The 13219-nt window shown below is 30.2% G+C and carries 13 protein-coding genes; 2 read left to right on the plus strand and 11 right to left on the minus strand.

All coding sequences use genetic code 11. The features are described 5' to 3' along the window. Positions 1-23: 23 nt before the first annotated feature. The 7 genes from LL038_RS18235 to LL038_RS18265 all read right to left on the minus strand — a co-directional run bounded on the left by LL038_RS18235 (position 24) and on the right by LL038_RS18265 (position 7407). Positions 24-1484, minus strand: coding sequence for a spore germination protein (locus LL038_RS18235; RefSeq protein WP_216126329.1), 1461 nt, complete (start codon positions 1482-1484; stop codon positions 24-26). Between the two features lie 48 nt (positions 1485-1532). Then, the gene (locus tag LL038_RS18240; protein WP_216126332.1) at positions 1533-1724 is read right to left on the minus strand and encodes a CLC_0170 family protein; all 192 of its coding nucleotides are present in this window, start codon (positions 1722-1724) and stop codon (positions 1533-1535) included. A gap of 206 nt (positions 1725-1930) precedes the next feature. Next, entirely contained in the window at positions 1931-2773 is an 843-nt protein-coding gene (gene ispE / locus LL038_RS18245) for a 4-(cytidine 5'-diphospho)-2-C-methyl-D-erythritol kinase (RefSeq protein WP_216126335.1), read from the minus strand. 266 nt (positions 2774-3039) lie between these two features. Further along, positions 3040-4602, minus strand: a complete 1563-nt coding sequence (locus LL038_RS18250; RefSeq protein ID WP_216126336.1) for a DUF3794 and LysM peptidoglycan-binding domain-containing protein — start codon at positions 4600-4602, stop codon at positions 3040-3042. Positions 4603-4884: 282 nt separating this feature from the next. Further along, positions 4885-5121 (minus strand): Veg family protein, encoded by a 237-nt coding sequence (locus tag LL038_RS18255; protein ID WP_071611048.1) that lies wholly within the window; start codon positions 5119-5121, stop codon positions 4885-4887. Between the two features lie 247 nt (positions 5122-5368). Further along, positions 5369-6283, minus strand: coding sequence for a sporulation peptidase YabG (yabG, locus tag LL038_RS18260; protein ID WP_216126337.1), 915 nt, complete (start codon positions 6281-6283; stop codon positions 5369-5371). 119 nt (positions 6284-6402) lie between these two features. Next, the gene (locus LL038_RS18265; protein WP_216126338.1) at positions 6403-7407 is read right to left on the minus strand and encodes a CotS family spore coat protein; all 1005 of its coding nucleotides are present in this window, start codon (positions 7405-7407) and stop codon (positions 6403-6405) included. A gap of 139 nt (positions 7408-7546) precedes the next feature. Between LL038_RS18265 and LL038_RS18270 the strand changes: the two genes are divergently transcribed. Further along, positions 7547-8680 (plus strand): glycosyltransferase family 4 protein, encoded by a 1134-nt coding sequence (locus LL038_RS18270; protein ID WP_216126339.1) that lies wholly within the window; start codon positions 7547-7549, stop codon positions 8678-8680. A 54-nt stretch (positions 8681-8734) separates the two neighbouring features. Here LL038_RS18270 and LL038_RS18275 read toward each other — a convergent pair whose 3' ends face one another. From LL038_RS18275 to LL038_RS18290, 4 genes are all read right to left on the minus strand, one after another. Further along, positions 8735-9790, minus strand: a complete 1056-nt coding sequence (locus LL038_RS18275; RefSeq protein ID WP_216126340.1) for a CotS family spore coat protein — start codon at positions 9788-9790, stop codon at positions 8735-8737. Positions 9791-9822: 32 nt separating this feature from the next. Then, complete coding sequence (locus LL038_RS18280) at positions 9823-10587, minus strand: hypothetical protein (RefSeq protein ID WP_216126341.1); 765 nt, start codon at positions 10585-10587, stop codon at positions 9823-9825. A 69-nt stretch (positions 10588-10656) separates the two neighbouring features. Further along, positions 10657-10881 carry a hypothetical protein gene (locus tag LL038_RS18285; RefSeq protein WP_216126343.1) on the minus strand — a complete coding sequence of 75 codons (225 nt, stop codon included), beginning with the start codon at positions 10879-10881 and terminating at the stop codon, positions 10657-10659. 4 nt (positions 10882-10885) lie between these two features. After that, the gene (locus LL038_RS18290) at positions 10886-11896 is read right to left on the minus strand and encodes a CotS family spore coat protein (protein WP_216126345.1); all 1011 of its coding nucleotides are present in this window, start codon (positions 11894-11896) and stop codon (positions 10886-10888) included. A 180-nt stretch (positions 11897-12076) separates the two neighbouring features. On the opposite strand from LL038_RS18290, the gene LL038_RS18295 reads away from it, so the two are divergent. Further along, positions 12077-13207: a glycosyltransferase family 4 protein gene (locus tag LL038_RS18295; protein ID WP_216126347.1), complete on the plus strand. Its 1131-nt coding sequence runs from the start codon at positions 12077-12079 to the stop codon at positions 13205-13207. Positions 13208-13219 lie beyond the last annotated feature (12 nt).

Genomic DNA, 13219 nt, shown 5'->3' on the forward strand with positions numbered 1-13219 from the left:
CTCCAAATAAAAAGCGATTCAATCTATTTCTGTCTTATCTTATCTCCCGTTTCCATATATTTAGGCCTCTCTTTTAGTTCAGATATTGGCTCTCTAATATACATATCTTTCAAATCCTTAATATTGGTATTAACTGCTGGAGCTAAATAAGGTACTCCAAAGCTTTTCATTCTAACTAGATGAATGAGAAGTACAATAAGCCCAATCATTATTCCATAGAACCCTATAATTGCCGAAGCTATAATAAGCAAAAATCTAACAACTCTAAAAGCCATAGCGACCTCAAAGCTTGGGGTTACAAATGTAGTAATTGCAGTAATTGCCACGATAATTATCATTATTGGACTAACTATTCCTGCACTTACTGCCGACTGCCCTATAACAAGTCCTCCAACTATACCAATAGTCGCTCCAATGGGCCTTGGCAACCTAACCACAGCCTCCATAAGTAACGCAAAAAATATTTCCATGATTATAGCCTCTATAAATGCCGGAAATGGAACACCCTCCCTTGACGCTGCTATAGCATAGGCTAATTTAGTAGGTATAATATCTGCATGATAGGATGTGATTGCTACATAAAGTGCTGGTGCAGTAAGAGAAATAAAAATAGAAATCATCCTTATAAATCTAACCATAGAACCATGCATCCATCTCTGATAATAATCATCAGGTGATTGAAATAAATTAGGTAATGTAGCTGGAACAATAATTGCAAACGGAGAATTATCCACAAGAAGTGCTACTCTTCCCTCGTATAAAGCTGCAGCGACTACATCCGGCCTCTCTGTACTTTGTATTTGAGGAAAAGGAGAATATTTATTATCCTCTATTAATTGCTCAATGTATGCACTATCAAAAACTGCATCAATGTTTATTTTATCTATTCGGTGCTCAAGCTCGTCAAGTACTCCTTTATTTGCTATATCGTCAATATACATAATAACCACATCTGTTTTAGATCTAGTTCCTAAGGTTTTACGTTTAATTCGTAGCCTAGTATCTCTAATCCGTCTTCTAATTAGAGCAGTATTAAATCTTATAGTTTCTGTAAACCCTTCCCTAGCTCCGCGAATTACGGTTTCGCCAGATGGATCACCTACCCCTCTAGCAGGCCAAGAACGCGAAGCAATAACATAGGCGCATTCTAACCCATCTATAAACATTAATGTGTCACCAGAAAGTGCAGCATTAACTCCTTCACTCATTTTTTTCACTTCTCGCATATCAGTGACCGCAAGCACATTGTCTTTTATTTGTTCTACATCCTCTATTCCATTTGCGGCAAGCATTAGTGGCTCTAACACATAATGATCAAGTAGCAGTTTATCTGCCATTCCATCTATATAGACTAATGATGCCTCCCACTTTCCTACATTAAAAGTTCTAAAAATCATATCCGAGTTATCTTGTAAAAGCTCTTTTAGGTATTTAATGTTTTTTTCTGCTTTTAATTCAATTTTATCGTTTATTATTTCCTTCATAAGCTTCACTTCCTTAATATATATGTATGGTCTAAATATTCGTACTTATTAAATCATCCACCTTATTATAAATAGAATGATAGCTATAATTATTGAAATCCAACCTATGGTGTGCGCTTTTCTACTAAGAATCACACTGCCAGACTTCTTAAAAAATCTAGCATCTACGGTAAGTACAATGGTGCCTTCAATCAGCATCATTGCTAAAAAATATATATCAAACAAACCTAATATTCTCATTTTTCACTCCTTGTTTTAGTATAATTAACAAATTAATTCAAGTTATAAAAAACCTATACTTGAATATTTTTATTTTTATTTTATACAGCTAGTTTTTACGACACTTGCAAAAAATATTCACTTAGATACATGGTAATAAATATAAAAAACGTGCAAAAATCACAAATGATTTTTACACGTTCTTATGTTCTCCTAAAAAATTATATCTAAATTGTTCTTGTTAAATATATTTCTTTATATTGAATTTTAAATTTATCATAACATCTTTGGGCTTTTAACATATCATCGAAGAAAGCAAATATCGTAGGTCCGCTTCCACTCATCATAGAACCCATTGCACCCATTTTAACCATATCTTCTTTTATCCTTTTAAGCACGGGATATTTTCTTAAAGTAACATTTTCAAGCAAGTTTTTCATGCCGTTACATACAGCCTCTACGTTTTCTTGTTCCATAGCCTTAATTATTGAATCAGTATCTGGATGCTTAAAAATTTTGGTAACATCTAAATTTTTAAAAACTTCCTTTGTTGATACTCCAAAATTAGGCTTTACAAGCACTAAAATTTGGTTTTTAAATGGCTTAAGAGGAGTAATAATTTCTCCTATCCCCTCACACAATGCAGTTCCTCCCATTATGCAATAAGGAACATCTGCCCCTATTTTTACGCCGAGCTTCATAAGTTCATTAACATCCACATCTATTTTAAAAATCTGCGGAAGTGCCTTTAAAACAGCCGCTGCATCTGCACTACCACCCGCCATACCTGCGGCAACCGGGATGTTTTTTTTAAGATATATGTTTATGCCTTCATGAATATCATAAGTATCCATAAAAAGTTTTGCAGCTTTATATACTAAATTTTTCTCATCTGTAGGTATGTAAGGTTTATTACAGCTTATATTAATACCCTTATTACATTTTTGAAAGGACAAAGAATCATATAAATCTACATTTTGCATAATCATTTTTAGTAGATGATACCCATCTTCTCTTTTACCTACTACATCTAAAGATATGTTTATTTTTCCATAAGCTTTTACTAACATGATTTTCCTCCAACTCTTATTAACAGTTTCTCAAGCTACCGCTTAAATAGTTACTTAGTCCCCTACGAATCTTAAGATTTACACTATGATTATTTTCTCATACAATATTGCTATTAAAATTAGTATATTACAACAAAATTAATATTGCTACATATAATTTAAAATAAGATACTATAACTAAAGCCCTAATGTGTTATTTACAACACATTAGGGCTAATTCCACCTAAAATAAATATCAATTTTTAAATACACCAAAGGTTATTTAATTAGATAATTATTCTACCTGGTATTATAAGTTTTTGCGAAACTTTTATAACATTAGGATCTTCTATTTGATTAACTCTTGCAATGTCTTGAATTGTAGTATTATATTTTTTAGCTATTTTCCACAATGTATCCGCAACTTGAACTACATAAATAGTAACACTAGCTCTTTTAGCAGGTACTTCACCCTCTATTGGATAAACATCAACTAAGAATTTCTTTTGTACCATATAATTTACACGTACATACACTTTTACAACAGCCCTGACTGCTATATTCCCTGCCTCAATATCTACATTTATATTCTCCATTGATACTCTACACATACTACTCATATTTATCTTAGATCCTAATATATCAGCTCCACATGTAAAAGGAATCTCCTCAGATACAGCAGATAAATATTTTTCTTCATCATCACTTCTGTATAACACCGTTACATTCATTATACCGTCAATTATAACCTTATCCTCTATTACCTTTTTATCCGTTATACAAACAGTCGCATTAGTCATAATAACCTTACTTGGTGCGCTTCTACTACTGTCTACTTCTATATCTCCCTTAACTAATGTCTCCGTTAATAATTGTCCTTGCATTACATTAAGACCGTAATCTTTTTTATCCATCTCAAGCATCGTAGTTGGTGAATATACATCTTCAATCATATCCACTTCCTCTTTATACATACCTCGTGTATTAGTTTTTATTATAAACTCTACATCAATAATTCTTTTTTCTCCTAAGTCATCTTCCTTAATATCATACTCCATCGCATCTACCTTAAAATCTGTATAATTATCCATATAAGGCTTTACGTCTTCAAAATCTACTTCCTTATTTACCATAACTTCGTGTTCAACATAAATTAGTTCCCTACTATCTTTACCCTTATATATCATATTAATAAGCGCATATGCATTAAGTTGAATTTTCCCTTCGTATAATTTTACTTCTTTTTTATGAATACTAACATCACACTTTATAATTTTAGCAATCTCTGGTTTCTCCATTGGAACTTTTATATTAGCTTTACCAATAAGTTCACCTTCAAAATTCTTTGTTACCTTATCTATACTAGTAGGATTTTTTAAATATTGTACATCCTTAACCGCTTCGATATCCTTAACTATTTGAAAATTATAATTTTTATATATTTCAGATTTTGATTTTAAAATACCCTCTAGGCATATTTTTCTCTCATTAACTATTCTGCACTCCATATGTTCTACAAAACACTCAGCATCACAAAGCATTTCAGGCATCGCACCCACTATATCTACTGTATTTGAAAATTTAGAATTATATACAACATTCTCAACATCGCTGCGCTCTTGATCCTTTGTAATATAAAGTACATTATATTGGATTTCACCTTCTAAAAATACTTTATCTTGAATTATTTCTTTAGAGTTTATAGAAACTTTAACATCTAACATAAGAATTTCTTTTACATCTGGATGAGTATCCGGTATCACGTATTCCTCTTTCACCACTGTATCAACAGTGTTTTCTCCTAGTAATTGTTCATATTCAATATTTTCCTTAATTAAATTTATCTCCATATTATACCTCCTTGTATTTCTATTGGGGTAACATTTACACATCGCTACCCTCCTAAAATACCTACTATATAATATATATATAAATAGTGATCAAAATATGATATTTATTTTTTATAATCGTATAACATAATTCATCATATTTTTCGAATAAAAAAACATATATCATGTAAAACACATTGTTATTGCTAACTAAATGCATTTTACCTAATATATGCCTTGTTAATCCTAAATTCATAAGATTAATTTATAAATATAAAAAACGATACTATGATACAGTATCGCTTATCCTGCAAAAACTATTTGAACCGTCTTTGTCAAAACATCTGAATAACTATACGTCACAGTCCTGTGGGTGTCTTTTTCTAATCTAATAACAAAAATATTTGGATATGTCTTTTCAATAACTCCATTATCCACAAGAATTTTTCTTCTTCCACCATTAGCTTTAAGTGTTACTCTCTCGCCAACATGACTTTCAATTTCATCTTTTATTGAGGTCAATACATTAATTTTTTCCACTGCAAAACACCCTCTTTCCACATTTTATATTATATATCATATTTTTGTTCTTGTCAAGTAGGCATAACATTTTATCACTACTATAACAATTTTGTCAATGTTGATTTTGTGTTAACAAAATTCATTTTTCATGGATTATTAGTCATATAATTAATTTTCATCTATTTTATGAACCTTTACCCCCTAAAACTCCAGTTTAACGTTAATTGTATTATATTTTATATATAAATCCATTTATTACATCCATCTATATATACTGTGATTTAGGAAACCCCTCTCTATACTTACCTCTAGTTTGCAATCCACCTATACCTGCAAGTCCTGTTATAGTATTTTCTATAACATCCTCTATAGCTACAACAGTTTCTATATTTGTATAGGCTATCTTCTCTGAAACTAAAACAGGATCTAAACAATGGATTAGAACACGATTGGGAGCACTAGCGAAATTAGCACCAGCATCTAAAATTGCCTCATAACACGATTGACATGCACCTGCAAAAATAACTAAATCATCATAATTACTATTATAAGATCTAAGGGCAATAACCGTCTCTACAAAATATTTTGAATTTCTATAATTATCTAAATTCATATAATCGGTAATTCCCTTAACCATGCCATCATGCCCCGTAATCACTACTATATCAGGCTTAACTTCTTTAACAAGATTTACTATCTCATTTGCTTGATCTTTTTCAGATATTACTCTACCTACAGCATCCAAAGATAACTGTTTATAAGTCTTTAGACAAACTTCTAAGTATTCAGAGTCACCATCCACATGCAATATTTTTCCTGGCCTTCCGAAAGCCATATTTTTATTTTTGTAGTCTTTGTATTTTTCTTTTTTTGATTGTAATTCTTTAATTTTTCCTTTAAAATCAATTGTTTCTGATTTATCTCCCCTAGTACCTTTAACCCTATTAATTAATATTTTCTTAATAGATTCATTTACTTTTTTATTAAAAACTCTATCAATTTCATAAATAACATCTTCTGATACTAATTGTAAATCGTCGCTTGTTGAATCCGCTTCTATTCTTAAATTTATTCCCTTAAGTAAAAACACATCTTTATTATCTCTAATTACAACATCCATTATTTTAAAAGTAATGTCTCCGCCGTAAGATTTTCTTACTACAATATCTCCTATTTTCACAAACCCACCTCCACATTTAATCTCATATTATATATTATGAAATTATAGCTAATAGGTGAGCATGAAAAAGTTATGTAAATATTTCATCTACATAACTTTAATGAATAATGTGCTTCGTACTATTTCTGATTGAATACTCTTTTATAATCTTCAATAAATACCATAAACTTTTCTTTTTCAGAAATTAGCTCCTCCATCTTCTTGTTAAAAGTGTTTTGAATCCACGTAACTTCATTATAGTAGTATCTATTGCAAAGTCTCCAGTAACGTTGTGGGAATACTAGGAATGCATATACAAGTCTGTACTCTTCTAATGACAGAGGATTTACACTACTGTATGCTTCTAATACTATTTCAGCATACTTTATGTCCCAATCCTGCTTTTTAAGCATTTTGATTAAAAAATTAGATAAATCATATGCTTTTACTTCTCTTTTGCAATAATCAAAATCAATTATGTTTACATCATTATTTTTATCAACAATAATATTGTGATAAGTATAATCATGATGGCAAAACCCTTTTTCTTCTTCTGTTTGCCTACATATGTCAAAATACCTTGAGTCTTCGAGTATCGCCATAGCTCTTTTTCCGAGTATCTTTTGATCCTCTACACTCCTAATATAGTTCATATCAAAATCCGTTTTAAAATTCTTCTTTTTTCTAATCATTCCCTGCATTTTATCAAATGACTTTATTCTTTTTTCCATTAAATTTGGCCATCTTCCAAGATCTGTTTTTAACTTACTGTTTTCTGGTGGATCATACCCCTTTGATGCAATATGCATAAAAGCTAAGTTTTTTGCAGCTAAAACCAAATCCTCTTCATTTCGAAAATCACACTCGCGACCATCTATCCACTTTGAAAGTGTGTAAATATCTTCATTAACTAATGCATAAGGATTTCCTTCAGTATTCAAAAAATATCTATCCACCTTGTCAAAGCCATTATTTGCAAGATGTTCTTTAGCTCCGTATACAAACAAAAGTTTTTGTGTACCGTAACTTATTTTTTTTAGACACTTAGCTCCATCATCTGTCTTTAGTAAATACACTCCCTTGTTAGGGCGTATACTTTCTATTTTAATGCCATACTGTCTTTCAATTTCAAATTCCCTCATCATATTACTCACCCCCTATATCATTTATATTACTAATATTTTATTTTAGAATAAATTCTTGAATATTTTAATAACATTTATGCTTTCTTTTAATATAATAAAATATATAGATATATTAAATCGTTGTTTAAGGAGTCTTAAAATGAAAATTGGAATTGATGCTAGAGCTGCAAAGTGGTATAGAGGAACTGGTATAGGAACTTATTCTTACCAACTAATTAACTCTTTAAATAAAATTGATAATTATAATGATTATTCGCTTTTTGTACCAAACGACTGTAATCTAGGTATACCATTCAAAAATAATTTCCATATAAACCCTATTAAGCAGGAAAAACAAGATAACTTCTGGAATGAGGTAAATGTCTCTAACCCATTACTAGACAAGTCTATAGATATATACCATGTCCCTCAAAATGGTATTGGTTTACCTGTTAGCAAAGATTGCCCCTTTGTTATTACGCTACATGATATTATTCCATATAAAATGCCAGATACCGTAGGTGATCAATATCTTAAGATTTTTAATGAAAAATTACCAAACATCATTCCTATGTGTGATGGAATAATTACTGTGTCAGAGTATTCGAAAGAAGATATTATTAAAGCTTTTAACTTTCCGAGAGAAAAAATATACGTTACTTATTTAGCTAGTGAGGATATTTATAAACCATATGATAAAACTTTTAGTAAATCTATAGTTGAAAAAAACTATTCTATTACAGGGGACTATATTTTATATATCGGAGGGTTCAGTCCTAGAAAAAACATTCTTGGGTTACTTGATTCATTTAGTATGCTTCTTCCAAGATTAAAAAAAGACATTAAATTAGTCATTGCAGGTAGCAAAGGTAAATCCTATGACATATATAAAAAAAGAGCACAAGCTCTTCACATTGATGATAAAGTAGTCTTTCCAGGCTTTATATCTATGAATCATATACCCTTCATGTACAACGCTTGTGAGCTCTTTGTATATCCTTCATTTTATGAAGGTTTCGGTCTACCACCAATTGAAGCAATGGCCTGTGGAATACCTGTAATAACCTCAAATGTCACATCTATACCTGAAATAGTTAAAGATTCAACGCTTCTTGTAAATCCTTATGACATTAATGAGTTAAGTGAAAAAATGTACAATGTACTTCATGACGATCTCTTAAGGCAGTCTCTTATAACTAAAGGATTAAAAAGAGCATCTACCTTGACTTGGGATAATACAGCCGCAAATACTCTAATCGCTTATCAAAACATACTAAATACAAACAAAATATAATTTCACTACTTTAAACCCCCACATAGTGCTTTTATCACTAAGTGGGGGTTTTTTCTAGCAATTATGATTATTTTTAAAGTCTTCTAAAAACTTTTCTCTATCCTCTTTATACTCTACTTTCTTCTTTAATCTATTTAAAAATACCTCTTCACTCCATTGTTTTTTCCTTGTATAATAGTCTTTCGATATACTATAGAAATCCTCAGGAAAGCTAAGCATACCATAAAGCACTTTGAGTTCCCTATCGTCTAATGGGTTTACCTTTGTATATTCTTGTAAAATACTGTTACATTTATCTTTATCATAACAAAAATTTTTTATTACTTTATTTACAAAATTACAAACGTCATGAACCCTTAAATCTACAACAGCATAATCAAAATCTAAAAAATACACTTCTCCCTTGTTAATTAATATATTATGATGAGCCAAATCATGATGACAAAACACGATTTTTTCTTTTTCAGCGCATAATTCGTAATAATTTGATCCCTTAATAATATCTATACTTCTTTTTATATTTTCCGAGTAATATTGTACATGCTCTAAAAATATATCATCGAATTCATTTTTATTTTCATTTAGGGTTGCTATGCTTTTAAAAAACATAAGTTCATCTAATTTATTCTTATAATTTTGTATAATCTTACCGCCTAAGTACCGCTGCTCATTCTTTGCAAGTAGCCTTTCGAATTCTTCCTTATGCATAAGGCCTTGTGATGCTTTATGAAGCTCAGCTATCGCTCTGGATGCAAGATTTACATCAACTGGATTACTATACTCACACTCTCTCCCTTCTACTAGATTCATAATGCAATATATATCACTTTTCCATGGAACATATATTAGTTCAGCTTTCGTCTTTTCAAATTGAATAATTCTATCAAAATTATTATTTCTAATGTATTCAATACCATAATTAATAAATTCAAGTAACTCTATACTGTAGTTTACCTTTTTTAAAACTTTATCACCTTTATTTGTATCAAGTATAAAAACCTTTCTTACTGGAATAACATCATAAACCACAAGATCAAATTTGCTAAATAAATTTACATCTAGATCATATTTGCTTAAATACGCCTTATCTTTGTATCTGACATCTAACATATTTTCACCTCTCTAGTTTCCATTTTACTAATTTAAAATAATGGATCTCCATCTTGAACTAAAGCTTTTTTAATCCTCTGTGAAAACTTATCCTCATGCCACACTCTTTTACCTGTTCTATATCTATTACAACATTTCATGAACTCATGAGGATATGAGATTAATGCTATTAAAAATTTTTCACTATCAGCATCTAGTCCTTCGATATAACAAAATTCTTTAGCGAGCTTACAAAAATCAAGCTTTGCTCCTTTTCTTTTTAACCTACTAAGTAAAGGGAGACAATCCATCTCCACCATGTTGTAACTACAATTATTAAAATCAACCACGTAAATAAAATCACTCCTCCTAAGGTTTTGAAAATCTGTATTCCCTAAGCATATTTCAGATCGTCTCATACTTCTTGTTATAATTTCTAAATAATTTGAATCCTTCACTTTCCTTATACACTCTTCTCCTCTATCAATAACTTTTTCCCCATATTTAATAATTACTTCTTCAAATGAATTTTGAGGTCCATCTTTTTTAATGTTATTTATATCTACAGTAAGCTTTTTGATAGATTTTTTATAATCTTCTACTGTTTTACCAGTATTGTTATTTAATCTATTTCTAAGATAACCGTTAAACCCCATACATTTTTCATGTACTGTATAAATAGTAACGAACTGCTTTATTACTAATTCTTCTGGTATGTCTATCTCTGCATTTTTATACTTAAACTCAATAACATTTGCCTTTTTAATATCCTTAAACATCATATAGTCAGAAAAATCATTATAGATGCTTATTGCCACTTGCACCACCTCAAATTCAATCTATTAATTGCTATACTATAGCCAGGTGCTATTTACTATAGCACGGTGTCATTTATTTTTTTTACAACTTTTATCCATTTTTCTTAAAATTTCCTTATGCTGAAACTCTAATTCATTAAGTTTTTTTTGTCTTCTCCTTATTTTTTTAAGTTTTTTAACTTCACCCTTCATATTGTCAAGCTTCATATCATATTCCTCAACAGTTGATTCTTCTACTTCACTTATGTCAAATTCAGGCTCATCCATACACATATCTTTTTTGCTTTTCCCCATAACATTACCTCCCATATTTTATTTTTCTAAACTTATCAATAAGAATTTGTTTCTCCTCTTTGTCCTCATTCATCTTTTCAAGTTTCTTTAAGAAAAACTCTTCTCCCCAATCCTTTTTTTCCCAATAATATTGAATTCCTATTTGCCAATACTCTTGAGGAAATTCCATAAACGCTGCCATTACCTCTATGTCACTTTTGTATATTGGAAATGTCTCATCATATTCATACATTATGAAAAGTGCATTTTCAAGGTTCCATTTACCGTTTTTCATTCTCCTTATTAAAAGACTACTTAAATCATGTAAATGAGTGTCTAAGATGCAATAATCAAAATCAATTACACTCACGCCCCCACTTTTCTCAAGTAACACATTATGATGCGCGTAATCATGATGACAGAATCCCCTATGTTTAATTTCTTCCTTCATCTTACTTACGTATTCGCTTCTACACAGGTTATTTACTGCTTTATTACACCTTTCTAGCTCACCTTGCATAATTTTCAAATAGTTACTATCAAATTCTGTAAAACATTTTTTTCCACTTATCCTTTTCTTAAAATCCAATATTTCATTTCCGCGAGTTTTAAAAGTTTCTATCCACTTCAGCCATGCTATTCTCGGTTTCATATCAGGTGTGACTTTAAAATTCAGACTTTTTTTATGAAGCTCTGCAAGTTTCGATGTACATAATTTTATTTCTGCTAGATTATCGTAATCACATTCCCTTGCATCTACCCATAGTGTTAAATAAGCATATTTATTTTGGAGTGTTATATACTCCTTTTGATCATTAGTCTCAATAATTTCAGGTATACTTTGAAATCCATTATTCTGCAAATGTTTTATAGCGCCAATAATAAATAAAAAATGCCCAAGTTCATAATTAACTATTTTCAAACAATACATATTATCTCTAGTTTCTATCCTATAAACGTTTTTTATTTTTTCTATATTATTAATACTAAGAGAGTAATTATTCTTTACTATCTCCTTTACCTCTTGTATTTCCAAATCAATGCCTCCAAATTATTGTTCTATTGCAATATATGAACCTTTAGAATGATTTGTGCACAATTATATTTGCTCAAATGACACACTTTTTAAGTTAAAATAGTATATTAATATATATAATGTTTTTAATAAATTCTTTTAAACATAAGACTTTTTTAATAATTTTAAGGAGTGAATCCTATGAAGATTGCAATTGATGCTAGAGGCATCAATTTATATAATGGAACTGGTATTGGGACTTATACAGAAAATGTACTTAAGAATTTAATTAACATAGATTCTGTTAATAATTACCACATTTTTTGGTCAGGTAATAATTTTGAAAGTATAAAAAAAGACAACTGCAAAATAATAATGACATCAAAAAAACATCAAAGATTCTTTGAGGATTATTATTTCCCAGAAAATATTTCAAAAGAAAATATAGATATATATCATATGCCACAAAACGGCATAGGTTTTTCACAGGCTATATCTTGCAAGAAAGTAGTCACTATACATGATTTGATTCCATACGTTATGCCTGAAACAGTCGGCCGAGGATATTTACTGAAATTTTTAAAAGAAATGCCAATAATTATAGGTAACTCTGATGGAATAATAACGGTATCTGAATTTTCAAAACGAGATATTCTTAAATATTTCCCAATAGATGAGTCTAAAATCTTTGTAACGCCACTGGCGGCGGACGCAAAATATACCCCACTCGATAAGCTTCACTGTAAAAATTTTTTAGAAAAAGCATACAATTTAAATAATCCATTTTTACTCTATGTCGGTGGTTTTAGCGAGAGAAAAAATGTAGCCTCTGCAATAACTGCTTTTTCTAAGGTATATAAAGATTTAAGTGAAAATTACAATTTAGTTATTGTAGGTGATTATAGAGACTCTGGTCAAAAATTAATGAAACTTACAAATGAACTAAACATGTTGTCTCATGTTATTTTCGCAGGTTTTGTACCTGAAGAACATTTACCTCTTTTTTATAACAGCTGTGATGCCATCATCTATCCATCTTTTTATGAAGGATTTGGACTTCCCCCACTTGAGGCAATGAATTGTGGAACTCCTGTTATAGCCTCTAATCTTACCTCCATTCCAGAAGTTGTAGGAGACACTGGTATTTTAATAAATCCCTATGATATTGAAGGTATCGCTCTTGCCATAGGTACCCTTTTAAGTAGTGAAAAATTGAGATCTGAACTCAGTGCTAAGGCATTACTAAGAGCTAAACAATTTTCATGGCAAAACACTGCTGGTCGTACTCTTAAAGTCTATGAGAGTGTTTATAATAGTGAGTTTACATCATAGTAAAAGTATTAG

The organism is Clostridium estertheticum, assembly GCF_026650985.1.
Classification (GTDB): Bacteria; Bacillota; Clostridia; order Clostridiales; family Clostridiaceae; genus Clostridium_AD; species Clostridium_AD estertheticum_C.

Excerpts from the sequence above, each read along its gene's own strand:
- LL038_RS18285 (WP_216126343.1), bottom strand. The coding sequence starts at position 10,881 with ATGGGGAAAAGCAAAAAAGATATGTGTATGGATGAGCCTGAATTTGAC.
- LL038_RS18295 (WP_216126347.1), top strand. The coding sequence starts at position 12,077 with ATGAAGATTGCAATTGATGCTAGAGGCATCAATTTATATAATGGAACT.
- LL038_RS18240 (WP_216126332.1), bottom strand. The coding sequence starts at position 1,724 with ATGAGAATATTAGGTTTGTTTGATATATATTTTTTAGCAATGATGCTG.
- LL038_RS18265 (WP_216126338.1), bottom strand. The coding sequence starts at position 7,407 with ATGATGAGGGAATTTGAAATTGAAAGACAGTATGGCATTAAAATAGAA.
- LL038_RS18275 (WP_216126340.1), bottom strand. The coding sequence starts at position 9,790 with ATGTTAGATGTCAGATACAAAGATAAGGCGTATTTAAGCAAATATGAT.
- LL038_RS18250 (WP_216126336.1), bottom strand. The coding sequence starts at position 4,602 with ATGGAGATAAATTTAATTAAGGAAAATATTGAATATGAACAATTACTA.
- ispE (WP_216126335.1), bottom strand. The coding sequence starts at position 2,773 with ATGTTAGTAAAAGCTTATGGAAAAATAAACATATCTTTAGATGTAGTA.
- LL038_RS18235 (WP_216126329.1), bottom strand. The coding sequence starts at position 1,484 with ATGAAGGAAATAATAAACGATAAAATTGAATTAAAAGCAGAAAAAAAC.
- LL038_RS18270 (WP_216126339.1), top strand. The coding sequence starts at position 7,547 with ATGAAAATTGGAATTGATGCTAGAGCTGCAAAGTGGTATAGAGGAACT.